A 25,605-nucleotide genomic window follows, 5' to 3' on the forward strand; every position below is an offset into this window, starting at 1 on the left:
TGTGGAAGGAGAGACGATCGTGACGGTATTGACATGGCTGCTCATCCCGCTGGGGACGGGCGTTCTGGTGAGCCGGAAGCCCAAGTACATCCAGTACGAGGGCGTCCGGCCGGCACGCCGAGAGCACGCACCGGACGCCGCTCCTTGACAGGCAAACGTTGCCTGCCGCGGCCCTAGAAGCGGCCGGCGCCCAGGTCCCGGGACACCGCGCGGGCGCAGTCCCGCACCGCCGCGATCAGGTCCGGGCGCAGCTCGCCCTCCTGGCACACCCGCTCCACGGCGCCGGTGATGCCGACCGCCCCCACCGGCATCCGCCGCCGGTCGTGGATGGGCGCCGCGATGGACGCCACACCCACCCAGGTCTCCTCCACGTCGGCCGCCCAGCCCCGCGCGCGCGTGAGGTCCAGCACGTGTTCAAAGGCCTCCGGCTCGCACACGGTCCGGTCGGTGAACGGCTTGCGGTCGGACTCGATCGCCTCGCTGTGGGCGACCGGGTCGTACGCCGACAGGACCTTGCCGAGCGCCGTGGAGTGCAGCGGCTGCATGGCCCCGATCTCCAGGACCTGCCGGCTGTCGTCCGGGCGGAAGACGTGGTGCACGATCAGCACGCCCTGCTGGTGCAGCACGCCCAGGTAGACGCTCTCGCCGCTGGAGCGGGCCAGGTCGTCCGCCCACACCAGGGCCCGCGCCCGCAGTTCGTGCACGTCCAGGTAGGTGGTGCCCAGCCGCAGCAGCTCGGCGCCCAGCTGGTAGCGCCCGGAGGTGTCGTCCTGTTCGACGAAGCCCTCCTGCTGGAGGGTGCGCAGTATCCCGTGGGCGGTGCCCTTGGCGAGACCCAGTGACGACGCGATGTCCGACAGGCCGAGCCGTCGTTCGCCGCCTGCGAGCAGCCGCAGCATCGCGGCCGCCCGTTCGAGCGACTGGATGTTCCGTGCCATCGCCGTCCTGCCTCCGTCCCCTTCAACCGTCGGCGGCGACCTCCCTGCCACCGTTCGGCAATGCCGAACACTACCGGTCGATGTCGACTCTCCGCTAATGGTCGGTCGACACCTGTTACGTCCCCGTCCCGCCGAGGGTGACGTCGGCGACATCCTCGTCCGCACCGTGGACGGCCCGAACATCGCCCCCCACTCCCGGCTACGCTGGCCGCGTGCGCCTTGGCGGGAGCTCCGGGAGGAGTGTGCCGACAAGGCGCAAAGCCGACAGCCGTCGCACTCACAGGGAGCCCCTTCATGGCCTCGTTGCCGCCGACCCCTTCCGCCGACAGCCGGACCCGTGTGTCCGCCCTCCGCGAGGCACTCGCCACCCGAGTGGTGGTCGCCGACGGAGCGATGGGCACGATGCTGCAGGCCCACGACCCCACCCTCGAGGACTTCGAGAACCTCGAAGGCTGCAACGAGATCCTGAACGTCACCCGGCCCGACATCGTCCGTTCGGTCCACGAGGCGTACTTCGCCGCGGACGTCGACTGCGTGGAGACCAACACCTTCGGCGCCAACCACACCGCGGCGGCGGAGTACGAGATCTCCGAGCGGGTCCACGAGCTGTCGGAGGCGGGCGCCCGCATCGCCCGCGAGGTCGCCGACGAGTACGCCGCCCGGGACGGCCGGACCCGCTGGGTGCTGGGCTCGATCGGCCCCGGCACCAAGCTCCCCACCCTCGGGCACGTCGGCTACACCACGATCCGGGACGGCTACCAGGCCAACGCCGAGGGCCTGCTCGCGGGCGGCGCCGACGCGCTGATCGTCGAGACCACGCAGGACCTGCTGCAGACGAAGGCCTCGGTCCTCGGCGCCCGGCGCGCCATGGAGGCCACCGGCGCCGAGGTGCCCCTGCTGTGCTCGATGGCGTTCGAGACGACCGGCACCATGCTGCTCGGCTCCGAGATCGGCGCCGCGCTGACCGCGCTGGAGCCGCTCGGCATCGACATGATCGGCCTGAACTGCTCCACCGGCCCGGCCGAGATGAGCGAGCACCTGCGGTACCTCACCCGGCACTCCCGCATCCCGCTGCTGTGCATGCCGAACGCGGGCCTGCCGGTGCTGACCAAGGACGGCGCCCACTTCCCGCTGGACCCCGAGGGCCTCGCGGACGCGCAGGAGAACTTCGTCCGCGACTACGGCCTGTCCCTGGTCGGCGGCTGCTGCGGCACCACCCCCGAGCACCTGCGACAGGTGGTGGAGCGGGTCCGCGGCCTCACCCCGCCCGGGCGCGACCCGCGCCCCGAGCCGGGCGCCGCCTCCCTCTACCAGAGCGTCCCCTTCCGCCAGGACACCTCGTACCTGGCGATCGGCGAGCGCACCAACGCCAACGGCTCCAGGAAGTTCCGCGAGGCCATGCTCGACGGGCGCTGGGACGACTGCGTGGAGCTGGCGCGCGAGCAGATCCGCGAGGGCGCGCACATGCTCGACCTGTGCGTCGACTACGTCGGCCGCGACGGCGTCGCCGACATGGCGGAACTCGCCGGCCGCTTCGCCACCGCCTCGACCCTGCCGATCGTGCTCGACTCCACCGAGGTCGACGTCCTGCGTGCCGGGCTGGAGAAGCTCGGCGGCCGTGCGGTGCTCAACTCGGTGAACTACGAGGACGGCGACGGCCCGGACTCCCGGTTCGCCAAGGTCACCGCGCTCGCCAAGGAGCACGGCGCCGCCCTGATCGCCCTCACGATCGACGAGGAGGGCCAGGCCCGCACCGCGGAGAAGAAGGTCGAGATCGCCGAGCGGCTGATCGGCGACCTGACCGGCAACTGGGGCATCCACGAGGAGGACATCCTCGTCGACTGCCTGACCTTCACCATCTGTACCGGCCAGGAGGAGTCCCGCAAGGACGGCGTCGCCACCATCGAGGCGATCCGCGAGCTGAAGCGCCGCCACCCGGCCGTGCAGACCACGCTCGGCCTGTCCAACATCTCCTTCGGACTCAACCCGGCCGCCCGGATCCTGCTGAACTCCGTCTTCCTCGACGAGTGCGTGAAGGCCGGCCTGGACTCGGCGATCGTGCACGCGTCCAAGATCCTTCCGATCGCCCGTTTCGACGAGGAACAGGTCACCACGGCCCTGGACCTCATCCACGACCGGCGCCGCGAGGGCTACGACCCGCTGCAGAAGCTGATGGCGCTGTTCGAGGGCGCGACCGCGAAGTCCCTCAAGGCGGGCAGGGCCGAGGAACTGGCCGCGCTGCCGCTCGAGGAGCGCCTGAAGCGGCGGATCATCGACGGCGAGCGCAACGGCCTCGAGGCCGACCTGGACGAGGCGCTGCGGACCCGCAAGGCCCTCGACATCGTCAACGAGACCCTGCTGGACGGCATGAAGGTCGTCGGCGAGCTGTTCGGCTCCGGCCAGATGCAGCTGCCGTTCGTGCTCCAGTCCGCCGAGGTCATGAAGGCCGCCGTCGCCCACCTCGAACCGCACATGGAGCGCACCGACGAGGCCGGCAAGGGCACCATCGTGCTCGCCACCGTCCGCGGCGACGTGCACGACATCGGCAAGAACCTCGTCGACATCATCCTGTCCAACAACGGCTACAACGTCGTCAACCTCGGCATCAAGCAGCCCGTCTCCGCCATCCTGGAGGCGGCCGAGGAGCACCGGGCCGACGTCATCGGCATGTCCGGGCTCCTGGTCAAGTCCACGGTGATCATGAAGGAGAACCTGGAGGAGCTGAACCAGCGGGGCCTGGCGGCCGCCTACCCGGTCATCCTGGGCGGCGCCGCCCTGACCCGGGCGTACGTCGAGCAGGACCTGCACGAGCTGTACGAGGGCGAGGTCCGCTACGCCCGCGACGCCTTCGAGGGCCTGCGCCTGATGGACGCGCTCATCGGCGTCAAGCGCGGCGTGCCCGGCGCCAAGCTGCCGGAGCTGCGCCCGCGCCGCGTCCGGGCGGCCACCGTCGAGATCGAGGAGCGTCCGCAGGAGGGCCACGTCCGCTCCGACGTGGCCACCGACAACCCGGTCCCCGAGCCGCCCTTCTGGGGCACCCGCGTGATCAAGGGCATCCAGCTCAAGGAGTACGCGAGCTGGCTGGACGAGGGCGCCCTGTTCAAGGGCCAGTGGGGGCTGAAGCAGGCCCGCACCGGCGACGGGCCGACGTACGAGGAACTCGCCGAGACCGAGGGACGGCCCCGGCTGCGCGGGCTGCTGGACCGGCTGCAGACCGAGAACCTGCTCGAGGCGGCCGTCGTCTACGGCTACTTCCCGTGCGTGTCCAAGGACGACGACCTCATCGTCCTGGACGAGCAGGGCAACGAGCGCACCCGCTTCACCTTCCCCCGTCAGCGCCGCGGCCGCCGGCTCTGCCTGGCCGACTTCTTCCGCCCGGAGGAGTCGGGGGAGCGGGACGTGGTCGGATTCCAGGTCGTCACCGTCGGCTCCAGGATCGGAGAGGAGACAGCGCGGCTGTTCGCCGCCGACTCCTACCGCGACTACCTGGAACTGCACGGCCTGTCCGTGCAGCTCGCCGAGGCGCTGGCCGAGTACTGGCACGCGCGCGTGCGTGCCGAGCTGGGTTTCGCCGGCGAGGACCCGCGCGACATCGAGGACATGTTCGCCCTGAAGTACCGGGGCGCCCGTTTCTCCCTCGGTTACGGCGCCTGCCCCGACCTGGAGGACCGCGCCAAGATCGCGGACCTGCTCCACCCGGAGCGGATCGGCGTCCGCCTGTCGGAGGAGTTCCAGCTGCACCCCGAGCAGTCCACCGACGCGATCGTGATCCACCACCCGGAGGCCAAGTACTTCAACGCGCGCTGAGGCGCGGCCCCGCCCGTTCGGGAACGGCGCCGGGTGTCCTGGGGGCACGGTGTTCAAACCAGGCGTTCGCGAGGCACAAGTCGTACACTGGCAGGTCCACCGCAGGCCGGTTCCCGTGACGGGAACCGGCCTGATCGTCCCTGAAGGAGGTACACCGGATGACCAGTACGGTCCCCGCTCTCTCCACCCGCGCGGCCGAGGGCTCCGCCCTGCAGGCCGTTCTCCTGGACATGGACGGCACGCTGGTGGACACGGAGGGCTTCTGGTGGGACGTCGAGGTCGAGGTCTTCGCCGCCCTCGGACACACGCTCGACGACTCCTGGAGACACGTCGTGGTCGGCGGGCCCATGAGCCGGAGCGCCGGTTTCCTGATCGAGGCCACCGGCGCCGACATCACCCTCGCCGAGATCAGCGTTCTGCTCAACCGCGGCTTCGAGGACCGCATCGGTGCCGGCCTGCCCCTCATGCCGGGCGCCGCACGGCTGCTCGCCGAGCTGTCCGCGCACGGCATCCCCACGGCCCTGGTCTCCGCCTCGCACCGGCGCATCATCGACCGGGTGCTGACCGGGCTCGGTGCCCACCACTTCGCCCTGACGGTCGCGGGCGACGAGGTCGCGCGCACCAAGCCGCACCCCGACCCGTACCTGCTCGCCGCGGCCGGGCTGGGCGCGGACCCCGCCCGGTGCGCGGTGGTCGAGGACACCGCGACCGGCGTCGCCGCCGCGGAGGCGGCCGGCTGCCACGTCGTGGCCGTGCCCTCGGTGGCGCCCATCGAGCCCGCCCACCGGCGCACCGTCGTCACGTCGCTCGAAGAGGTCGATCTGACATTCCTGCGCGGACTGATGACAGAAATGCGCTAGATCGTTCACCGAGCGTGCACCATGAATAAATCCATTAGCATTGTCAGCTCAATCGAATAAATCAATACGCGCGGTCGTGGCGGAATTCCGGTGCGGCGTACGCGAGTTGGGGATGTGACGTTCCCCACGCCTGCGGGGGTCGACATCGGAGGCGGCATCTGGTCCCCGCCCCCTCGCGGACACGCTTCGTGCACCCTTGTGTCCCGGTTGGTGAGACGCTGCACCAATCCTTCCGCAACACGTTTCTCCGGTCCGTTCATACCCGGTTCCACAGCGTGATGGGCATTCCGCTCCGCTCGCTGTGACCCCTCCCGCGGGGGCGGATTAATCTCATCGCGAGAACATCGCCCCTACCCCGTGATCCGCCGCAACACCCCTGCATGCCGGGTACACGGACATGACTGCCTGGAGAAACTCGAGCATGAACCGCAAGACTCTGGTGCTGCCGGCCGTGGCCGGCCTGCTCGCCCCGGTGCTCGCCGCCTGCGGCGGGTCCGACAGCGGCGGCAACGGCGGCGACGCCATCGTCGTCGGCACCACGGACCGGTTCACCGCCTCCGAGGAAGCCCCCGCGCCCCTGGACCCGGCCTACGCCTACGACGTCGGCAGCTGGAACATCCTGCGCCAGACCGTGCAGACGCTGATGATCCAGCCCAAGGGCGAGGGCGAGCCGGTGCCCGAGGCCGCGGAGCGGTGCGGCTTCACCGACAGCGGCAACGAGCGCTACGCCTGCACCCTGCGCGAGGGCCTGAAGTTCGCCAACGGCGACCCCATCACCGCGGCCGACGTGAAGTTCTCCATCGACCGCGCCCTGGCCCTCAAGGGCGACAGCGGCGTGTTCGGCCTGCTGTCCACCGTCGACACCGTCGAGACCAAGGGCGAGCGCGAGGTCGTCTTCCACCTCAACACGGCCGACGCCACCTTCCCGTTCAAGCTGTCGACGCCCGTCGCGGGCATCGTCAACCCCAAGGACTACGCGAAGAACAAGCTGCGCGACGGCTTCGCCATCGACGGCTCCGGCGCCTACACCATGAAGGCGAAGGTCGAGAACGACGAGCTCGTCGAAGCGGTCTTCGCCAAGAACCCCAACTACAAGGGGACGTTGCAGCTCAACAACGACAAGGTGGAGATGCGGTCGTTCGAGGACGCCGGCGCCATGGGTGACGCCCTGGACAAGGGCGACATCGACGTCATGACCCGCACCATGGCGCCGGAGCAGATCCGCGCGCTCACCAACGCCTCCGACGGCAAGGTCGACATGGTCGAGATGCCCGGTCTGGAGATCCGCTACCTCGCCTTCAACACCGACGCCCCCTCCGTCGAGGACAAGGCCGTGCGGCAGGCGATGGCCCAGGTCATCAACCGCAGCGAGCTGGTCTCCGAGGTCTACGGCCCCCAGGCCGAGCCGCTCTACTCGCTGGTGCCGGCCACCATCACGGGCCACTCCAACGCGTTCTTCAACAAGTACGGCGACCCCGACGTGGCGAAGGCCAAGTCGCTGCTCGCCAAGGCCGACATCACCACGCCGGTGAAGCTGACGCTGCACTACACGACCGACCACTACGGTCCGGCCACCAAGAAGGAGTTCCAGATCCTTCAGAAGCAGCTCAACGCCAGCGGCCTGTTCGACGTGAGCATCCAGGGCACCCCCTGGAAGAGTTTCCGCACGGCGGAGCTGAAGGGCTCCTTCGACGTCTACGGCATGGGTTGGTTCCCCGACTTCCCGGACGCGGACAACTACCTCGCGCCGTTCCTGGACAAGGACAACACCCTCAACACGCCCTACGTCAACAGCCGGATCCGCAACACCCTGATCCCGGAATCCCGCCGGGAGGCCGACCGGCTCACCGCCGTCTCCAGCCTGACGGCCATTCAGGACATCGTCGCCGACGACGTGCCGATCATCCCGCTGTGGCAGGGCAAGCAGTACGTCGCCTCGACGGACGACGTCACCGGCACCGCCTACGCCCTCAACTCCACTGCGACCCTTCAGCTATGGGAGCTCGGGCGCGGTGTGAAAAACTGAGCGCTCTTCGGGCCCTGTGTCGGCACAGGGCCCACCCCGGCGGCTGGGACTGCGGCCCCGGGCCTTCGAGGACGCGAACGAGGCATACGCTGTGAACATGCGCAAGCAGTGGCCGGTTCTGCCCATCGTGGCAGGACTGGCATCCGGTCTGCTGACCGGATGCGGATCCGACAGCGGCGGATCCGGGAGCGACGGCTCCCAGGTGGTCGTGGGAATGTCCGACGACGTCCTGGCCACGGACCCGGCGTCCGGCTACGACCCCGGCTCCTGGCTGTTGTTCAGCAATGTCTTCCAGTCGCTGCTCAGCTTCCCCAAGGGAGGCACCGAGCCGCAGCCGGAGGCCGCCGAGCGGTGCTCCTTCACGGACACGCAGACCAAGGTGTACCGGTGCACGCTCAAGGACGGGCTGAAGTTCAGCAACGGTGACCCGCTCACGTCCGAGGACGTCAAGTTCTCGTTCGACCGCATGCTGAGGATCAACGACGACGCGGGCCCGGCGATCATGTTCCCCATGCTCGACTCGGTCGCGACGCCCGACGACAGGACCGTCGTCTTCCGGCTGAAGGTCCCCGACGCCACCTTCCCGAGCAAGATCGCCTCCGGCGCCGGCTCCATCGTCGACCACCGCCAGTACGACGCGGACGGGCTGCGCAAGGACGGCCGGGCCGTCGGCTCGGGCCCGTACAAGCTGGACTCCTTCGGCAAGGACGAGGCCGTCTTCTCGGCCAACAAGAACTACACGGGTGCCGCCGAGCGGAAGAACTCCGGCGTGACGCTGCGCTTCTTCCACGGCGACCAGGCCGCCCTCAAGCGGGCCCTGCTCGACGACAGGGTCGACGTCGCCTACCGCGGCCTGACCGCCGGCGACATATCCGACATCGAGAAGCAGGACGGCGACAAGGGCGTCGAGGTCGTCGAGGGCAGCAGCGCCGAGGTCCAGCACCTGGTCTTCAACATGGACGACCCGGTCGCCGGAAAGCTCGGCGTCCGCAAGGCCATCGCCCACCTGATCGACCGCGACGAGCTCATCAGTCAGGTCTACAAGGACACGGCGACCCCGCTGTACTCGATCATCCCGGCCGGGATCGCCGGCCACAACACGGCCTTCTTCGACACCTACGGCGCCCGCCCCTCCAAGGCCGCGGCGGCCGCCGCCCTGGCCGCCGACGGCATCAGGGGCAAGGTGCGGCTCACCCTCTGGTCGACCCCGTCCCGCTACGGCCCGGCCACCGACCAGGAGTTGGGCGCGATCGCCGCCCAGCTCAACGCCAGCGGCCTGTTCCAGGCGGACGTCGTGTCCGTGCCCTTCGGCCAGTACGAGAAGGACATCGCCAAGGGCAAGTACGGCGTCTACGTCAAGGGCTGGGTGCCCGACTACCCGGACGCCGACAACTTCACCGCGCCCTTCTTCGGCGAGGGCAACGTGCTGGGCAACCACTACACCAACAAGACCATCACCGGCACGCTCATCCCGCGCACCGCCGCCCAGAGCGACCGAGCCGCCACCGACAAGGCCTACGGCGAACTGCAGGACATCGTGGCCCGCCAGCTGCCGGTCCTGCCGGTGTGGCAGGCCAAGCAGTACGCGGTCGTCCGGGACGGCGTCTACGGGCTGGAGTACTGCCTGGACGCCTCGACCGTGTTCCGCTTCTGGGAACTCAGCAAGAGCTGACGCCGACCGGTTCCGCACGGACTCCGCGGGAAGGGCGCCACTCCCGGCTCCTACGGGAACGGCGCCCTTCGTCGTCGCGGCCCCCGGTGCGCCGCGCTGCCCGTCGGTGCGGCCCGGCCGCTACTGCTGCGCGCCGGGCCGCACCAGACCGCTCTCGTACGCGTACACCGCGGCCTGCACCCGGTCGCGCAGGCCCAGCTTGGTCAGCACATGCCCGACGTGCGTCTTGACGGTGGTCTCACTGACGAACAGGTCGGCGGCGATCTCCGCGTTCGACAGCCCCCGCGCGACGAGCTTCAGCACTTCCACCTCGCGGTCGGTGAGCGTGTGCAGGGTGTCCGGCACCGGCTCCTCGCCGGAAGGCAGGTGCGTGGCGTACTTGTCCAGCAGACGGCGCGTGATGCTCGGCGCCAGCATCGCCTCGCCGGCGGCGACCACCCGGATCGCCTGCACCAGTTCGTCGGCGGGAGCGTCCTTCAGCAGGAACCCGCTCGCGCCGGCGCGCAGCGCCTCCACCACGTACTCGTCGAGGTCGAAGGTGGTCAGCACCAGCACCTTCGCCGGGCCGTCCCGGCCGGGCCCGGTGATCCGCCGGGTCGCCTCCACCCCGTCCATCCGCGGCATGCGGATGTCCATCAGCACCACGTCGGGCTGCAGGGCGCGCACCTGGTCCAGGGCCTGAAGGCCGTCTCCGGCCTCACCGACGACCGCGATGTCCTGCTCGGCCTCCAGAATCATCCGGAACCCGGTACGCAGCAGCGGCTGGTCGTCGACCAGTAGGACGCGGATGGCCACGAGAGTCTCCTTCGCTAGGTCCTGTCGTCTGGATCAGGCCGACTTCCGGGTGCGGTGCCTTCCGGCCGACCCGGGCGGGGTCTGGTGCGTGCCGCCGCACGGCGGAGGAGGGCGCCGACGCGGAACGCCGACAGCCGACGAGAATGCGGCAGATGCGCGTGCCCGGGCCCGCGACGCCGGGGTGGTCCGGACGACAGGGCCTGGTCCGGCCCCATTCTGCCCTGCGCCCCGATTCCCGGGGCCCCCACCCTCGCGGCACGGACGGCCGCGCGCCCCGGCAACCCCGGGCAGGCGGGCCGACTTTCGCGCCCGGCGGCGTCCACGGCCGGGCGGACGCCGGTGGGCGACGCGGCCGGGGCCCTGGTCGCACGGCGAGAGGACGAACCACCGGACCCGCCCCGGCACGGAGCCGGCGGACCGGCGGCAGCCGCTGCTACTCGGACGCCTCGCCCGGCCCTCTGGCCACCTCCGCGCCCCTCGCCCGCACCGGCAGCGGATAGGGCGGCGGGGTCCCCCCGAACTCCGGACAGTGCGCCTTGTGGTCGCACCAGCCGCACAGCTTCGTCGGCCGGGGCCGCCAGTCGCCCGTCTCCGTCGCCAGCCGGATCGCGTCCCACAGCGCCAGCAGCTTCCGCTCGACCCGCTCCAGGTCGGCCACCACGGGGTCGTACGTCAGCACCTCCCCGCTGCCCAGGTACACCAGCTGCAGCCGGCGGGGCACGACCTTCTTCAGCCGCCAGACCACCAGCGCGTAGAACTTCATCTGGAACAGCGCGCCCTCGGCGTACTCGGGCCGGGGCGCCTTGCCCGTCTTGTAATCGACGATCCGCACCTCGCCGGTGGGCGCCACGTCGACCCGGTCGATGATCCCGCGCAGTCTCAGCCCCGACTCCAGCTCCGCCTCGACGAACAGCTCGCGCTCGGCCGGCTCCAGCCGCGTCGGGTCCTCCAGCGTGAACCAGCGCTCGACCAGCTGTTCGGCCTGTGTCAGCCAGCGGGCCAGCCGTTCGCCGTCCGGGTCGTCGGCGAACAGCTCCACCAGCTCCGGCCTGGCCTCACGCAGCCGGTCCCACTGGCCGGGGATCAGTGACTTGGCGCGGGGCGGGGTCCGGTCGGCGGCCGGGGCGTCGAAGAGTCGCTCCAGCACGGCGTGCACCAGGGTGCCCCGCGTCGCGGCCTCGCTCGGCTTCTCCGGCAACCGGTCGATCACCCGGAACCGGTACAGCAGCGGGCACTGCATGAAGTCACCGGCACGCGAGGGCGACAGGGACGCGGGCACGGAGGCGGCGGGGGAGGCGGAAGCCGGAGACGGGGACGGGGAAACGGTCGGGGAAACGGACGGGGACGGTACGAACACGGCCTCCCGCGGCTCCGCCTGCGCGGTCGCCGCCGGCGGCGACCCGGCCTGCCGCGGCCCGGCCCCTTCGCTGTCGCTCCTGGCTTCGCCCTCGGTGCTGGTCTCCATGCCACAGACCTTACGGCCCGGCACCGACAGTGACCCCGTCCCGCTGCCGTGAAGAGCGCTACAGCGGGGAAGCGCAAGGGGTGCCGGGCTGATCCGTTCGCCCCGGCCGCATACCATCGACCCGAGACCCTTCCGCCCGTCAGGTGCGGGAGACGCTTTCCAACGAGGGGACACCGTGGACGTGAGCGGCGGAGGCGGTAAGCCGCGGTCCGGCAAGGACGAGCCGGCCGAGGACCAGACGGCCCCGGAGGTCCGTGCCACCGACCCCGAGAACCGCGAGACCGACGCCTCCCACCCCGGCCCCGACGACGCCGGCACCCGCACTACGCCTGGCTCCGACGGCGCCGGCACGGACGCCGGCACCCGTACCTCCCGCGGCTCCGACGACGCCGGCACGGACGCCGGCACCCGCACTCCACCCGGCGCCGCCCGTCCCGCCGCTCCCGCCGAGCAGGGGCACGACCCGCACGGCGCCGCCCGTCCCGCCGCTCCCGCCGAGCAGGGGCACGACCCGCACGACGCCCATCCCGACCGCGCCCACGCGCGCTCGGGGCGCCGCGGGAACCGGGCGCCGCAGCGGCACCCGGAGCCCCGGGGCGGGCTGCTCATGGGGCGTCCCTTCGGCGTGCCCGTGTACGTGGCGCCGAGCTGGTTCCTGGTGGCCGCCCTGATCACCTGGGTGTTCGGCGGGCAACTCGACCGCGTGCTGCCCGGTCTCGGCGCCGCCCGCTACCTCGTCGCCCTGTTCTTCGCGGTCGCCTTCTACGCCTCCGTGCTCGTCCACGAGCTCGCCCACACGATCGCCGCGCTCCGGTTCGGGCTCCCGGTGCGCCGCATCCGGCTGCAGTTCTTCGGCGGTGTCTCCGAGATCGAGAAGGAGGCCGAGACGCCGGGCCGCGAGTTCGTGCTGGCGTTCGTCGGCCCGCTGCTCTCGCTGGTCCTCGCCGGCGTCTTCTACCTGGCCCTGCAACCCGTCGAGCCCGGCACCGTCCCCGGCATCCTGCTGGCCGGTCTGATGATCTCCAACCTCCTCGTCGCCGCCTTCAACCTGCTGCCGGGCCTGCCCCTGGACGGCGGCCGCATGCTCCGGGCCGTCGTCTGGAAGATGACCGGCCGGCCGATGAGCGGCACCGTCGCCGCAGCCTGGGTGGGCCGCGCCCTCGCCGTCTGCGTCCTGATCGGACTGCCCCTGTTCACCCAGTCCGGAGCACTCGGCTCCGGCGCCGAGGACAGCGTCGGCGTGGACACCGTCACCGACGCCCTGCTCGCCGCCATCCTCGCGGCGATCATCTGGACCGGCGCCGGCAACAGCCTGCGCATGGCCCGCCTGCGCGAACACCTGCCGGAGCTGCGCGCCCGCAACCTCACCCGCCGCGCCGTCCCCGTCGAGACCGACACCTCGCTCTCCGAGGCCCTGCGCCGCGCCAACGCCGCCGGAGCCCGCGCCCTCGTCGTCGTCGACGGCCACGGGGAGCCCCTCTCGCTCGTCCGCGAGTCCGCCATCGTCGGCGTCCCCGAACACCGCCGCCCCTGGGTCCACGCCAGCGAACTCGCCCAGGACCTCACGGAGGGGATGCGGGTCTCCGCCGAGCTCGCCGGCGAGGACCTGCTGGACGCCCTGCGCGCGGCCCCGGCCACCGAGTACCTGGTGCTGGAGGAGACCGGCGAGATCTACGGTGTGCTGTCCGCCGCCGACGTCGAGCGTGCCTTCGTCAAGGCCATGGCCCGTCCCTCGGCGTCCGCCTGAGCGCACCTTTCCGCGTGGTCGGCGGCCCCGCGCGGGACCGGTAGGCTGGTCACATGTCCGAACCGACCGGTGCCGCCCGCCGTCGCGGGCCCTTCAAGGTCGGGGACCAGGTACAGCTGACCGACCCCAAGGGCCGCCACTACACGTTCACGCTCGAAGCAGGGAAGAACTTCCACACCCACAAGGGTTCCTTCCCGCACGACGAGCTGATCGGCGCACCCGAGGGCAGCGTCGTCCGCACCACCGGGAACGTCGCCTACCTCGCGCTGCGCCCCCTGCTCCCCGACTACGTCCTGTCCATGCCCCGCGGGGCGGCCGTCGTCTACCCCAAGGACGCGGGGCAGATCCTCGCCTTCGCCGACATCTTTCCCGGCGCGCGCGTCGTGGAGGCCGGCGTCGGCTCCGGTTCGCTCAGCAGCTTCCTGCTGCGGGCCATCGGCGACCAGGGCATGCTGCACAGCTACGAGCGCCGCGCGGACTTCGCCGAGATCGCCCAGCAGAACGTCGAACGCTACTTCGGCGGCCCGCACCCCGCCTGGCAGCTCACCGTCGGCGACCTCCAGGACAACCTGTCCGACACCGACGTCGACCGCGTCATCCTCGACATGCTGGCGCCGTGGGAGTGCCTGGAGGCCGTCACCAAGGCCCTCGTCCCGGGCGGCATCCTCTGCTGCTACGTCGCGACCACCACCCAGCTCGCCCGGACCGTCGAGTCCATCCGCGAGATCGGCAGCTTCAACGAGCCGACCGCCTGGGAGACGATGATCCGCAACTGGCACATCGAGGGCCTCGCCGTCCGCCCCGACCACCGGATGATCGGCCACACCGGCTTCCTGCTCACCGCCCGCCGCCTCGCGGACGGCGTCGAGCCGCCCACGCGCCGCCGCCGGCCCGCCAAGGGCGCCTACGGGGAGGACTACGAGGGGCCCAACGCCGGTGGGGGCGCCGGCCGCTGAGGCGGCACGCTCCAGGTCAACGCACAGGCGCCGTGACGCAGTTACCCGGCAGGGACGGGAACCGCGTCACGGCGCCTTCGTCCTGACGCGGCACCAGCAGTCACGGGACCGCGGACGCGCGGTCGCCGACCGGAAACCGGTACGAGTACCCACCCTGCTGTTCCCCAGCCCTGTGACGTGTGGCACGATGCTGGCCACCCCCACCGGCACAGCCCTCACAGGAGACACTCCTCGTGCAGCATTCCGCCGTTCCGGAACTGGCACACACGCACACCAGCCCCCTCCACTGGGTCGCCACCGCCACCGCTGTCGCCGGTGTGGTCGCCCTCACCTCGGTGCTCCAGCCCGGCTCGGCCACTGCGGCGCAGCCGGCCGGCACCCGGGCGCGGTCCGCCCCCGCGGCCGCCGCGCCGCCCGGGACCACCGGTGTGAGCTTCCCGCTCGCCTGCGGTCCCGTGAAACCCGTGGTGGCCGGGCGGGCCTCCGGCGACCTCGACGGCGACGGCCGCCCCGAGACCGTCGCCGCGGTCCACTGCGACGCCGCCATGGGCACCCCGCCCGACGGCCTCTACGTCCTCACCCGGGGCGCGGACAGCGGTGAACCCCGGGTCGTGGCCACGCTGGTCGACCCGGAGGACCGGCGCACCGTCACGGACCTCGCGGTCCGCGGCGGCGTCGTGACCGCCACCCTGCTCGGTTACTCCTCACCCGACGTGCCCAGTTGCTGCCCCGACCTCACCGACGTCACGGCGTGGCAGTGGCGGGACGGCACGTTCCTGCGCTCCACGCCCTCGCCGGGGCGCAGCGTCTGATGCCTCATCCCCGGCGAGGGGGGCGCGCAGTGCCGGCGGAGGGCGGGAAACCGGGTTCATGGGGCCGCAGGGGCTCAGGTGGCGGTGACGCTGGGCCACCGCGCCGTCACTCGGCGTCCGGCCCGTACACCTCCACCTTGTCCGAAATCCGACGTACGTGGATGCAGTCGCCCGGGCATTCCCGCGCCGAGTCCACGACGTCCGTGAGGAGCGGTACCGGTACGGGGGTTGTCGCGCCCCTGTCCTGCAGCAGCTCGTCACCCGGGCCCTTGACGTAGGCCAGACCGTCGATGTCCAGCTCGAACACCTCGGGCGCGTACTGGGCGCAGATGCCGTCCCCGGTACAGAGATCCTGGTCGATCCAGACCTCCAGGGCCTCGCTCGTGTCCGGGGCCTGCTGCTGCACGGTCATGTCTCCTGCCGTTTCGCTTCGAGCCGCACGGGAATCCGGCCAGCTCTGGCGGGTGTTGAACACTTCGACCCTACAGCCGCCCGCTTTCCCTTCGCGTTCCGTGGGTATTCCCCTGGCGTGGGGGAGAGCGCAAGGGTGAAGATCGGACACACCTCGACCGTCTTTTGATCTAGGGGTTTCAATCGACACCCACCCAGGTAGGGTCTGGAAGCGTCCAGCTCCCCTTGGAGGAGGTGAGGACCGTGGCAGCCCACGACGACGACATTAACCGCGGCATCCGCCCGGGACGCGGGTCCGACGACCCGGGCGGGCAGATCGCCTACCTTGAGCAGGAGATCGCCGTCCTGCGACGCAAGCTCGCCGACTCTCCGCGGCACACGAGGATCCTCGAAGAGCGGATCGTCGAGCTGCAGACCAACCTGGCCGGCGTGTCCGCGCAGAACGAACGACTGGCGAACACCCTCCGTGAGGCCCGCGACCAGATCGTGGCCCTCAAGGAGGAGGTGGACCGGCTCGCGCAGCCGCCGGCCGGCTTCGGTGTCTTCCTGCAGGCCAACGAGGACGGCACGGCCGACATCTTCACCGGCGGCCGCAAGCTCCGGGTGAACGTCAGCCCCGGCGTCGAGCTCGAGGAGCTGCGGCGCGGCCAGGAAGTGATGCTCAACGAAGCGCTCAACGTGGTCGACGCCATGGAGTTCGAGCGCGTCGGCGACATCGTCACCCTCAAGGAGATCCTCGAGGACGGCGAGCGCGCCCTGGTGCTGGGCCACACCGACGAGGAACGGGTGGTGCGGCTCGCCGAGCCGCTGCTGGACGTGACCATCCGCCCGGGTGACGCCCTGCTGCTCGAGCCGAGGTCCGGCTACGTCTACGAGGTCGTGCCCAAGAGCGAGGTCGAGGAACTCGTCCTCGAAGAGGTGCCCGACATCGGCTACGAGCAGATCGGCGGCCTCGGCAACCAGATCGAGGCCATCCGGGACGCCGTCGAGCTTCCGTACCTCTACCCGGACCTGTTCAAGGAGCACGAGCTGCGGCCGCCGAAGGGCGTGCTGTTGTACGGGCCCCCCGGATGCGGCAAGACGCTCATCGCCAAGGCCGTGGCCAACTCGCTCGCCAAGAAGGTGGCCGAGGTCACCGGCCAGGCCGCCGGCAAGAGCTTCTTCCTCAACATCAAGGGCCCCGAGCTACTGAACAAGTACGTCGGCGAGACCGAGCGGCAGATCCGCCTGGTCTTCCAGCGCGCACGGGAGAAGGCCAGCGAGGGCACCCCCGTCATCGTCTTCTTCGACGAGATGGAGTCCCTCTTCCGCACCCGCGGCTCCGGCGTCAGCTCGGACGTGGAGAACACCATCGTCCCGCAGCTGCTCGCCGAGATCGACGGCGTGGAGGGCCTGCAGAACGTGGTCGTGATCGGCGCCTCCAACCGTGAGGACATGATCGACCCCGCCATCCTGCGGCCCGGCCGGCTCGACGTGAAGATCAAGATCGAGCGTCCGGACGCCGAGGCGGCCCAGGACATCTTCGGGAAGTACCTCACCGAGCGTCTCCCGCTGCACGCGGACGACCTCACGGAACACGGCGGCGACAAGGCCGCCACGGTCCAGGGCATGATCCAGACCGCGGTGGAACAGATGTACGCCGAATCCGAGGAGAACCGCTTCCTGGAGGTCACCTACGCCAACGGCGACAAGGAAGTCCTGTACTTCAAGGACTTCAATTCCGGCGCCATGATCGAGAACATCGTGGGCCGCGCCAAGAAGATGGCCATCAAGGACTTCCTCGAGAAGAACCAGAAGGGCCTGCGCGTCTCCCACCTCCTCCAGGCCTGCGTGGACGAGTTCAAGGAGAACGAGGACCTGCCCAACACCACCAACCCGGACGACTGGGCCCGGATCTCCGGAAAGAAGGGCGAGCGGATCGTCTACATCCGCACCCTCATCACCGGAAAGCAGGGCGCGGACACCGGACGCTCCATCGACACGGTGGCGAACACCGGTCAGTACCTGTAAAGGCAGGGCGGCTGCGGGTGCCCTCGGCGGGGTACCCGCAGTCGGCTGTTTTTCGGGCCACGGCTGGAGCAGGCAATGATGCAAATGATCTCCCCACCAGCGCAAAGGCGTTCTAGGCTCTGTCGTACCGCCGGGTCGCGCAGTGCGGGGACGGGCACCGCACAGGCACCTGGGCACCAGCGGTATCTGAGCGGCGCCCACGACCGAGGGCGCCGCCGGGCAAGGAGGGCCGCATGACCGTACGGCGAGTAATGGGCATCGAGACGGAGTACGGGATCTCCGTCCCCGGCCACCCCAATGCCAATGCCATGCTCACCTCGTCCCAGATCGTCAACGCCTACGCGGCGGCGATGCACCGGGCCCGCCGGGCCCGGTGGGACTTCGAGGAGGAGAACCCGCTGCGGGACGCCCGGGGCTTCGACCTCACCCGCGAGGCCGCCGACGCCAGCCAGCTCACCGACGAGGACATCGGCCTCGCCAACGTGATCCTCACCAACGGCGCGCGGCTCTACGTCGACCACGCCCACCCCGAGTACAGCGCGCCCGAGGTCACCAATCCCCGGGACGCCGTCCTGTGGGACAAGGCCGGCGAGCGCATCATGGCGGAGGCCGCGGAGCGGGCCGCCCAGCTGCCCGGTGCCCAGCCGATCCACCTCTACAAGAACAACACCGACAACAAGGGCGCCTCCTACGGCACGCACGAGAACTACCTGATGAAGCGGGAGACCCCGTTCTCGGACATCGTGCGCCACCTCACGCCCTTCTTCGTCTCCCGCCAGGTCTTCGCCGGCGCCGGCCGGCTCGGCATCGGCCAGGACGGCCACGAGCACGGCTTCCAGCTCAGCCAGCGCGCGGACTACTTCGAGGTCGAGGTCGGCCTCGAGACGACGCTGAAGCGTCCGATCATCAACACCCGGGACGAGCCGCACGCCGACGCGGAGAAGTACCGCCGGCTGCATGTGATCATCGGCGACGCGAACCTCTCGGAGATCTCCACCTACCTCAAGCTGGGCACGACCTCCCTGGTCCTGTCGATGATCGAGGACGGCTTCATCGCCGTCGACCTGGCCGTCGACCAGCCCGTCCGCACCCTCCACCAGGTCTCGCACGACCCCTCCCTGCGGCGCCTGGTCACGCTCCGCAGCGGCCGCACGCTGACCGCGGTCCAGCTGCAGATGGAGTACTACGAGCTGGCGCGCAAGTACGTGGAGGAGCGGTTCGGGGCGGACGCCGACGACCAGACCAAGGACGTCCTCACCCGGTGGGAGGACACCCTCAACCGCCTGGAGAACGACCCGATGAGCCTCGCCGGCGAACTCGACTGGGTCGCCAAGCGCGAGCTCATGGAGGGCTACCGGCGCCGTGACGACCTCGACTGGGACGCCGCCCGGCTGCACCTGGTCGACCTCCAGTACGCCGACGTGCGCCCCGACAAGGGCCTGTACAACCGCCTGGTGGCCCGGGGACGCATGAAGCGGCTCCTGGACGAGTCGGAGGTCGAGCGGGCCCGTACGAAGCCGCCGGAGGACACCCGCGCGTACTTCCGCGGGCGCTGCCTGGAGCAGTACGCGGACGACGTCGCGGCGGCCTCCTGGGACTCGGTCATCTTCGACCTGCCGGGACGGGACTCGCTGCAGCGCGTCCCAACCCTCGAACCGCTTCGCGGAACGCGTAATCACGTCAAGGAGCTCCTGGACCGGTGCCGTACGGCCGACGACCTGGTCAGGGTCCTGTCCGGCGGCTGAGGGGACACCCGGGCCTGGGCGGGCCGCCCGGGGTGGAAACCCCGGGGTCCGGGAATCATCGAGGTGGCCCTCGTACGTTGGAGAAACTGCAGGGCCGATGTCGGACCCGGCTTGTAGGGTCTGATCATCACCGATCGGCCGAAAGGCCGACCTGTCGGGCGAACTGAGCGGGGTGAGGGTTATGGCAACGAAGGACACCGGCGGCGGGCAGCAGAAGGCCACGCGATCCACGGAGGAGGTCGAGGAGCAGGCGCAGGAGGCGCAGGGCTCGGACGACCTCAAGGAGCGTCACGAGAAGCTGAACGACGACGTGGACTCCGTCCTCGACGAGATCGACGACGTGCTCGAGGAGAACGCCGAGGACTTCGTGCGGTCCTTCGTGCAGAAGGGCGGCGAGTGACGGCTCGGTGAGCCGTCCGGCCTTGGGGTCGCACGGCGGGTGGGGGTAGGTCGGTGGGCGGGGCCGGGTACATGTGAAGGCTGCGCGCGGTGCGGCGAGACCCCCCGTGCGCGGCCTTCACGGGCACCTGCCCACCGTCCCCGCCGGGGGTCGCGCGCGCTGCGCCGGAAGCCTTCCGCAGCCGATGTGGATCACTGCCGCAACGCGGGTAGGGTCCGTGACGTACTGTGCTTCAACTTGCAAGTCCGGCCTCGGCCTGTTGAGGGACGATCCCGCAGCTGCGTACCGAGCTGCCGACTATCCGGAAGGAAACGCGTGGAAGCCAACACTCGTAGCACCGGGCGTCTACCAGCTGCCTTCCTGACGCCCGGGTCGTCGTCCTTCATGGACTTCCTCGCCGAGCACCAGCCCGAGCTGCTGCCCGGCAACCGGCAGCTGCCTCCCACCCAGGGTGTGGTCGAGGCGCCGCACGGCACGACCATCGTCGCCGTGACGTTCCCGGGGGGCGTCGTGCTGGCCGGTGACCGCCGGGCCACCATGGGCAACGTCATCGCGCAGCGGGACATCGAGAAGGTCTTCCCGGCGGACGAGTACTCGGCGGTGGGCATCGCCGGTACGGCCGGCCTGGCCGTCGAGATGGTCAAGCTGTTCCAGCTGGAGCTGGAGCACTTCGAGAAGGTCGAGGGGGCCCAGCTCTCCCTCGAGGGCAAGGCGAACCGCCTGTCCACCATGATCCGCTCCAACCTCGGCATGGCCATGCAGGGTCTGGCCGTGGTCCCGCTCTTCGCCGGTTACGACGTGGACCGCGAGCAGGGCCGCATCTTCTCCTACGACGTCACGGGCGGCCGCTCCGAGGAGCGCGGCTACGCGGCCACGGGCTCCGGCTCGATCTTCGCGCGCGGGGCCATGAAGAAGCTCTTCCGTGACGACCTGACCGAGGCCGAGGCCACGACACTGGTGTTCCAGGCCCTGTACGACGCGGCAGACGACGACTCGGCGACCGGTGGTCCCGATGTCGCCCGCCGGATCTATCCGATCGTCACCGTGATCACCGAGGACGGTTTCCGCCGGCTCACCGAGGACGAGTCGTCCGAGATCGCCCGCGCGGTGCTGGAGCGCCGCCTGGTGCAGCCCGACGGCCCCAAGGCCTCGGTGCTCTGAGGCGGACGCGGCTTTTTCCAAGGTGATCGTGTGACTTCGACAGAAAGGGACGGATAACCGGTGTCGACGCCGTTCTACGTTTCCCCTCAGCAGGCGATGGCCGACCGGGCGGAGTACGCCCGCAAGGGCATCGCCCGCGGTCGCAGCCTGGTCGTGCTGCAGTACGCCGACGGCATCGTGTTCGTCGGCGAGAATCCGTCCCGCGCGCTGCACAAGTTCAGTGAGATCTACGACCGGATCGCCTTCGCGGCCGCCGGCAAGTACAACGAGTACGAGAACCTGCGGATCGGCGGCGTGCGCTACGCCGACCTGCGCGGTTACACCTACGACCGCGACGACGTGACCGCCCGCGGGCTCGCCAACGTCTACGCCCAGACGCTGGGCACGATCTTCTCCAGCGCGGCCGAGAAGCCGTACGAGGTGGAGCTGGTCGTGGCGGAGGTGGGGGTGACGCCCGAGGGCGACCAGATCTACCGGCTGCCGCACGACGGGTCGATCGTGGACGAGCACGGCTCGGTCGCGGTCGGCGGCAACGCCGAGCAGATCAGCGGCTTCCTCGACCAGCGCCACCGTGACGGCATGTCGCTGGCGGAGGCGCTTAAGCTGGCCGTGCAGGCCCTGTCCCGTGACACCAACGGCAGCGAGCGGGAGATCCCCGCGGAGCGCCTGGAGGTGGCGGTGCTGGACCGTACGCGGCCGCAGAAGCGCAAGTTCAAGCGCATCGTCGGCCGTCAGCTGGCGCGTCTGCTGGAGGCCGGCGGCGCCGCGACGGAGGCGGAGAGCGCCGCCGAGGAGCAGAGCTCCGAGGACGAGTGATCCCGCCCTCGTCCCTGTCCCGGATGCCCCGGCCGACGTCTCGGCCGGGGCATCCGGCGCGTTCCGGGCGGTCGCGTCCCGGGCCTCGCGCCCGGACCGGCTCCCGGGCCCGGTGTTCGGGCCGGTGTCCGCGGGCGGTGGCCGTGTGCCGGGACTCGCGCCTCGTGGCTGTGAGCCGGGTCGGGGCGCACAGGGGCCTCAGGGGGCGGCGGGAGGGGCCGTGGAGCCCCGCACCACCAGGCGCACCGGAATGTCCCCGTCCTCGGGGGAGCGGCCCTCCAGCACGGCCAGCAGGGCGCCCATGCCCCGTTCCCCGAACAGTTCGGCGTCCAGGCGTACGGTCGTGAGCTCCGGGTCGATCGCCGTGGCGAGCGCGAGGTCGTCCAGGCCGGTGACGGAGACGTCGTCGGGGACCCGCAGGCCCAGCCGGCGCAGGGCCTTGTAGGCGCCGGCCGCGAGTTTGTCGTCGTCGCAGACCAGTGCGGTGGGGCGGGGGCCGGCGGCGCCGAACGCGGCCTCGACGGCCGCCCGGGCGTCCTCGAAGGACAGGGGCGCGCGGGCGGTGCGCAGAGAGGTCCCCGGCACCGCGCGGAGCCGGGCCGCCAGTTCGCGCGCCCGCACCTCGAACGTCCAGGAGGCCACGTCGGCTGCCAGGTGGAGGAAGCGGCGGTGGCCGAGGCCGAGCAGGTGGCCGGCGACCTGGCGCATCCCGTCGGCGATGTCGAGGTTGACGGTGGCGGCGCCGAGGCTGCCCGCCGGATCGCTGTCGAGCATGACCAGGGGCAGCTGGTCGCCGCGGATGGCGGTGAGGGCGTCGGCGGCCATGGAGGAGGCGAGGACACCGTCGAGGGCGGCCTGGGCGGAGCCGAAGGGGCTGCGGGCGGGGCCGATGCCTTCGGGGGAGGGGTAGAGCACGACGCCGAATCCGTGCTCGGCGGCGACGCGGGCGGCGCCGGTGTAGACGCCGGCGAAGAACTCGGTGGTGAGGGCGGGGACGACGAGGAGGACCGTCCGGGTGCGGCCGAGGCGCAGGTTGCGGGCGGCGAGGTTGGGCCGGTACCCGAGGTCCCGGGCGGCCTGCCTCACCCGCGCTGCCGTGGTCTCGGCCACCCGTCCGCGCCATTTCCCGGCGAGCACGAGGGAGACGGCGGCCTGCGAGACGCCGGCGGCCTGGGCGACGTCACGGCTGGTGGGGCGCGTGCTGGCTGGTGCCACCGCGGGCCTGCTCCTTCGTCTGGACGCGTGAACAGCGCACATGGTACGTATGACGACGCACGTTATACGTAAAACCTGAGGAGGCGGGGTACCTCGGGCGAGCCGACGGAAGGGCGGGCGATGGCCGCGGGCTATCTGGAGATCCTCAGGGCGAGGCACGCCGCGCGGCTGCTGGCCGGCACCCTGGTGGGACGGCTGCCCAACGCGACCGCCGCGATCGCCGTCGTGCTGTTCGTCCGCGCGGAGGGCGGCACCTACAGCCTGGCCGGGGCGCTGGCGGCCGTGTACGGGGTCGCCAACGCGGTCGGGCAGCCCGTGCTGGGCCGTCTCGTGGACCTGTACGGACAGCCGCGCGTACAGCTGCCCGCCGCCGTCCTGGCCGCCCTGGCGACCACCGTCTTCGCCGTGACCGGGATCGAGCCGGCCGCGCCGGCCTGGGCCGCCGTGGCGGCCTCCGGACTGTTCACCCCGCCCCTGGAGGGCGGCCTGCGGGCGTTGTGGCCGTCCGTGCTGCGCAGGAGGGACCAGGTGCACACGGCGTACGCCATGGACGCCGTGGCGCAGGAGGTCATGTTCACGGCCGGCCCGCTGCTGGTGACCCTGTGCGTGTCCCTGTGGTCGGCCCGGGTGGCGCTGATCGTGCTGGCCGTCGCCGGGGTGCTCGGGGCGCTCTCCGTCGTGCTCTCGCCGCCCTCCCGGGCCTGGCGCTCGGCACCGCGCGAGGCCCACTGGCTCGGCGCGCTGCGCTCGCCCGGGCTGCTGGCCCTGCTCGGCGCGTTCCTCTTCGTCGGCATGGCGCTCGGCTCCATCACGGTCGCCGCCGTGCCGTACGCGGACGGCCACGGCGGGGACGCGGTGTACGGCTGGCTCATGGCCGCCCTCGGCCTGGGGGCCCTGGTGGGCGGCACGGTCTACGGCGCGCGGCAGTGGACGGGCGCGCCCGAGCGGCGACTGCGTGTGCTGGTGGCCCTTCTGGCGGTGTGTTACCTGCCGCTGACGCTGATGCCGGGCGCGGTGGCCATGGTGCTGCTCACCGCGCTGGCCGGAGTCTTTCTCGCCCCCGCCATCGCCTGCGCGTTCGTCATCGTCGACCGGCACGCGCCGCGCGGCACGGTCACCGAGGCGTTCTCCTGGCTGGTGACCACCTTCACGGTGGGTTCCTCCGTGGGTACGGGCGTGGCGGGGCCGGTCGTCCAGTCGGGTGGCGCGCTGTGGGGTTTCGTGCTGCCGGGTGCCGCGGGGGCCGTGTCGTCGCTGGTCCTCGCGGTCACCGGCGGAGCGCTCATCGTTCCCCCCGGGCGGGAGGTCGTTGCGGCTTCATCGGAAAATGATCCAAATCGTGCCGCCGAACCCCGTTTCAGCTCGGGGGATCGGGCGTAATGTTCACTCATGGACCGCCGCATTTTCGGGCTGGAGAACGAGTACGGCGTCACGTGCACGTTCAGGGGACAGCGCCGCCTGTCGCCTGACGAGGTGGCGCGGTACCTCTTCCGCCGTGTCGTGTCATGGGGCCGCAGCAGCAATGTCTTTCTGCGAAACGGCGCCCGGCTCTATCTCGACGTGGGGTCACATCCGGAATACGCGACACCGGAATGTGACGACGTGATCGAACTGGTCACCCACGACAAGGCCGGCGAGCGCATTCTCGAAGGACTCCTGGTGGACGCGGAACGACGCCTGCACGAGGAGGGAATCGCGGGCGACGTCTACCTCTTCAAGAACAACACCGACTCGGCCGGCAACTCCTACGGCTGCCACGAGAACTATCTGGTGGCGCGGCACGGGGAGTTCTCGCGACTCGCGGACATCCTCATCCCGTTCCTCGTCACCCGCCAGCTGCTGTGCGGGGCGGGCAAGGTCCTGCAGACGCCGCGCGGGGCCGTGTACTGCGTCAGCCAGCGGGCCGAGCACATCTGGGAGGGCGTCTCCTCGGCGACGACCCGCTCGCGGCCCATCATCAACACGCGCGACGAACCCCACGCCGACGCCGAGCGCTACCGCCGGCTGCACGTCATCGTGGGTGATTCGAACATGTCCGAGACGACGACGCTGCTGAAGGTCGGTGCCACCGACCTGGTGCTGCGCATGATCGAGGCCGGCACGGTGATGCGCGACCTCACCCTGGAGAACCCGATCCGGGCGATCCGCGAGGTCAGCCACGACATCACCGGCCGCCGCAAGGTGCGCCTGGCGAGCGGGCGGGAGGCCTCCGCGCTGGAGGTGCAGCGCGAGTACTACGAGAAGGCCGTGGACTTCTGCGACCGCCGGGGCATCCGCACCGGCACCGTCGCGCGGGTGCTGGAGCTGTGGGGCCGCACGCTCGAGGCGATCGAGACCGAGGACCTGGACCGGATCGGCACCGAGATCGACTGGGTCATGAAGTACAAGCTCATCGAGCGCTACCGGGCCAAGCACAACATGACGATGTCGCACCCGCGGGTCGCCCAGATAGACCTCGCCTACCACGACATCCACCGCCGTCGCGGCCTGTACTACCTGCTGGAGAAGAAGGGCCAAGCCGCCCGGGTCTGCAATGACTTGAAGATCTTCGAGGGCAAGTCGGTGCCGCCGCAGACCACCAGGGCGCGGCTGCGCGGCGACTTCATCCGGCGGGCCCAGGAGCAGCGGCGGGACTTCACCGTCGACTGGGTCCACCTCAAGCTCAACGACCAGGCCCAGCGCACGGTGTTGTGCAAGGACCCGTTCCGTTCCGTGGACGACAGGGTGGAGAAGCTGATCGCGGGGATGTGAGAGGAGGGCGGTCACCCG

The 25,605-nt window shown here is 70.8% G+C and carries 19 protein-coding genes and 1 pseudogene; 15 read left to right on the top strand and 5 right to left on the bottom strand.

Annotation, left to right across the window (positions count from 1 at the left end; all coding sequences use genetic code 11):
- Nucleotides 1–173 precede the first annotated feature (173 nt).
- Nucleotides 174–938 (bottom strand): IclR family transcriptional regulator, encoded by a 765-nt coding sequence (locus ACWDNY_RS02335; RefSeq protein ID WP_451643813.1) that lies wholly within the window; start codon nucleotides 936–938, stop codon nucleotides 174–176.
- A 294-nt stretch (nucleotides 939–1,232) separates the two neighbouring features.
- On the opposite strand from ACWDNY_RS02335, the gene metH reads away from it, so the two are divergent.
- From metH to ACWDNY_RS02355, 4 genes are all read left to right on the top strand, one after another.
- Entirely contained in the window at nucleotides 1,233–4,745 is a 3,513-nt protein-coding gene (gene metH, locus ACWDNY_RS02340) for a methionine synthase (RefSeq protein ID WP_451643814.1), read from the top strand.
- 158 nt (nucleotides 4,746–4,903) lie between these two features.
- Nucleotides 4,904–5,605, top strand: coding sequence for an HAD family hydrolase (locus ACWDNY_RS02345; protein ID WP_451643815.1), 702 nt, complete (start codon nucleotides 4,904–4,906; stop codon nucleotides 5,603–5,605).
- A gap of 421 nt (nucleotides 5,606–6,026) precedes the next feature.
- Entirely contained in the window at nucleotides 6,027–7,631 is a 1,605-nt protein-coding gene (locus tag ACWDNY_RS02350; RefSeq protein WP_451643817.1) for an ABC transporter substrate-binding protein, read from the top strand.
- A 91-nt stretch (nucleotides 7,632–7,722) separates the two neighbouring features.
- A complete protein-coding gene (locus ACWDNY_RS02355; RefSeq protein ID WP_451643818.1) occupies nucleotides 7,723–9,303 on the top strand; it encodes an ABC transporter substrate-binding protein in 1,581 nt (526 codons plus the stop codon).
- A 120-nt stretch (nucleotides 9,304–9,423) separates the two neighbouring features.
- Here ACWDNY_RS02355 and ACWDNY_RS02360 read toward each other — a convergent pair whose 3' ends face one another.
- Nucleotides 9,424–10,098 carry a response regulator gene (locus tag ACWDNY_RS02360; RefSeq protein WP_451643819.1) on the bottom strand — a complete coding sequence of 225 codons (675 nt, stop codon included), beginning with the start codon at nucleotides 10,096–10,098 and terminating at the stop codon, nucleotides 9,424–9,426.
- 433 nt (nucleotides 10,099–10,531) lie between these two features.
- Nucleotides 10,532–11,563 carry a RecB family exonuclease gene (locus ACWDNY_RS02365; protein ID WP_451643820.1) on the bottom strand — a complete coding sequence of 344 codons (1,032 nt, stop codon included), beginning with the start codon at nucleotides 11,561–11,563 and terminating at the stop codon, nucleotides 10,532–10,534.
- Between the two features lie 175 nt (nucleotides 11,564–11,738).
- Between ACWDNY_RS02365 and ACWDNY_RS02370 the strand changes: the two genes are divergently transcribed.
- From ACWDNY_RS02370 to ACWDNY_RS02380, 3 genes are all read left to right on the top strand, one after another.
- On the top strand, nucleotides 11,739–13,310 hold the full coding sequence (locus ACWDNY_RS02370; protein WP_451643821.1) for a site-2 protease family protein: 1,572 nt from the start codon (nucleotides 11,739–11,741) through the stop codon (nucleotides 13,308–13,310).
- Nucleotides 13,311–13,363: 53 nt separating this feature from the next.
- Nucleotides 13,364–14,266, top strand: a complete 903-nt coding sequence (locus ACWDNY_RS02375) for a tRNA (adenine-N1)-methyltransferase (RefSeq protein ID WP_451643822.1) — start codon at nucleotides 13,364–13,366, stop codon at nucleotides 14,264–14,266.
- Between the two features lie 233 nt (nucleotides 14,267–14,499).
- Nucleotides 14,500–15,078, top strand: a complete 579-nt coding sequence (locus ACWDNY_RS02380; RefSeq protein WP_451643823.1) for a hypothetical protein — start codon at nucleotides 14,500–14,502, stop codon at nucleotides 15,076–15,078.
- Nucleotides 15,079–15,184: 106 nt separating this feature from the next.
- On the opposite strand, the gene ACWDNY_RS02385 is transcribed toward ACWDNY_RS02380, so the two are convergent.
- Nucleotides 15,185–15,490 (bottom strand): ferredoxin, encoded by a 306-nt coding sequence (locus ACWDNY_RS02385; RefSeq protein ID WP_451643824.1) that lies wholly within the window; start codon nucleotides 15,488–15,490, stop codon nucleotides 15,185–15,187.
- A 242-nt stretch (nucleotides 15,491–15,732) separates the two neighbouring features.
- Here ACWDNY_RS02385 and arc point away from each other — a divergent pair, with 242 nt between their 5' ends.
- From arc to prcA, 6 genes and pseudogenes are all read left to right on the top strand, one after another.
- Complete coding sequence (arc, locus tag ACWDNY_RS02390) at nucleotides 15,733–17,499, top strand: proteasome ATPase (protein ID WP_451643826.1); 1,767 nt, start codon at nucleotides 15,733–15,735, stop codon at nucleotides 17,497–17,499.
- 233 nt (nucleotides 17,500–17,732) lie between these two features.
- Nucleotides 17,733–19,244, top strand: coding sequence for a depupylase/deamidase Dop (dop, locus tag ACWDNY_RS02395; RefSeq protein ID WP_451643827.1), 1,512 nt, complete (start codon nucleotides 17,733–17,735; stop codon nucleotides 19,242–19,244).
- Nucleotides 19,245–19,425: 181 nt separating this feature from the next.
- The gene (locus ACWDNY_RS02400) at nucleotides 19,426–19,644 is read left to right on the top strand and encodes a ubiquitin-like protein Pup (protein WP_451643828.1); all 219 of its coding nucleotides are present in this window, start codon (nucleotides 19,426–19,428) and stop codon (nucleotides 19,642–19,644) included.
- Nucleotides 19,645–19,821: 177 nt separating this feature from the next.
- Nucleotides 19,822–20,008 (top strand): annotated as a pseudogene (locus tag ACWDNY_RS02405) (endonuclease domain-containing protein); the annotation flags it as partial.
- On the top strand, nucleotides 19,960–20,805 hold the full coding sequence (gene prcB / locus ACWDNY_RS02410; protein ID WP_451643829.1) for a proteasome subunit beta: 846 nt from the start codon (nucleotides 19,960–19,962) through the stop codon (nucleotides 20,803–20,805). The pseudogene ACWDNY_RS02405 and the gene prcB, both read left to right, overlap by 49 nt.
- A 60-nt stretch (nucleotides 20,806–20,865) precedes the next feature.
- The gene (gene prcA / locus ACWDNY_RS02415) at nucleotides 20,866–21,621 is read left to right on the top strand and encodes a proteasome subunit alpha (protein WP_451643830.1); all 756 of its coding nucleotides are present in this window, start codon (nucleotides 20,866–20,868) and stop codon (nucleotides 21,619–21,621) included.
- Nucleotides 21,622–21,819: 198 nt separating this feature from the next.
- Here prcA and ACWDNY_RS02420 read toward each other — a convergent pair whose 3' ends face one another.
- A complete protein-coding gene (locus ACWDNY_RS02420) occupies nucleotides 21,820–22,836 on the bottom strand; it encodes a LacI family DNA-binding transcriptional regulator (protein ID WP_451643831.1) in 1,017 nt (338 codons plus the stop codon).
- Between the two features lie 120 nt (nucleotides 22,837–22,956).
- Between ACWDNY_RS02420 and ACWDNY_RS02425 the strand changes: the two genes are divergently transcribed.
- Together ACWDNY_RS02425 and pafA are read left to right on the top strand one after the other, a co-directional pair.
- Nucleotides 22,957–24,216 carry an MFS transporter gene (locus ACWDNY_RS02425; RefSeq protein ID WP_451643832.1) on the top strand — a complete coding sequence of 420 codons (1,260 nt, stop codon included), beginning with the start codon at nucleotides 22,957–22,959 and terminating at the stop codon, nucleotides 24,214–24,216.
- A 9-nt stretch (nucleotides 24,217–24,225) separates the two neighbouring features.
- Entirely contained in the window at nucleotides 24,226–25,587 is a 1,362-nt protein-coding gene (gene pafA, locus ACWDNY_RS02430; RefSeq protein ID WP_451643834.1) for a Pup--protein ligase, read from the top strand.
- Nucleotides 25,588–25,605 lie beyond the last annotated feature (18 nt).

Source organism: Streptomyces sp. NPDC003697, from assembly GCF_053587115.1.

Coding starts and splice junctions, on each gene's coding strand:
- ACWDNY_RS02335 (WP_451643813.1), bottom strand. CDS start 938: ATGGCACGGAACATCCAGTCGCTCGAACGGGCGGCCGCGATGCTGCGG.
- metH (WP_451643814.1), top strand. CDS start 1,233: ATGGCCTCGTTGCCGCCGACCCCTTCCGCCGACAGCCGGACCCGTGTG.
- ACWDNY_RS02345 (WP_451643815.1), top strand. CDS start 4,904: ATGACCAGTACGGTCCCCGCTCTCTCCACCCGCGCGGCCGAGGGCTCC.
- ACWDNY_RS02350 (WP_451643817.1), top strand. CDS start 6,027: ATGAACCGCAAGACTCTGGTGCTGCCGGCCGTGGCCGGCCTGCTCGCC.
- ACWDNY_RS02365 (WP_451643820.1), bottom strand. CDS start 11,563: ATGGAGACCAGCACCGAGGGCGAAGCCAGGAGCGACAGCGAAGGGGCC.
- ACWDNY_RS02375 (WP_451643822.1), top strand. CDS start 13,364: ATGTCCGAACCGACCGGTGCCGCCCGCCGTCGCGGGCCCTTCAAGGTC.
- ACWDNY_RS02385 (WP_451643824.1), bottom strand. CDS start 15,490: ATGACCGTGCAGCAGCAGGCCCCGGACACGAGCGAGGCCCTGGAGGTC.
- dop (WP_451643827.1), top strand. CDS start 17,733: ATGACCGTACGGCGAGTAATGGGCATCGAGACGGAGTACGGGATCTCC.
- ACWDNY_RS02400 (WP_451643828.1), top strand. CDS start 19,426: ATGGCAACGAAGGACACCGGCGGCGGGCAGCAGAAGGCCACGCGATCC.
- ACWDNY_RS02425 (WP_451643832.1), top strand. CDS start 22,957: ATGGCCGCGGGCTATCTGGAGATCCTCAGGGCGAGGCACGCCGCGCGG.
- pafA (WP_451643834.1), top strand. CDS start 24,226: ATGGACCGCCGCATTTTCGGGCTGGAGAACGAGTACGGCGTCACGTGC.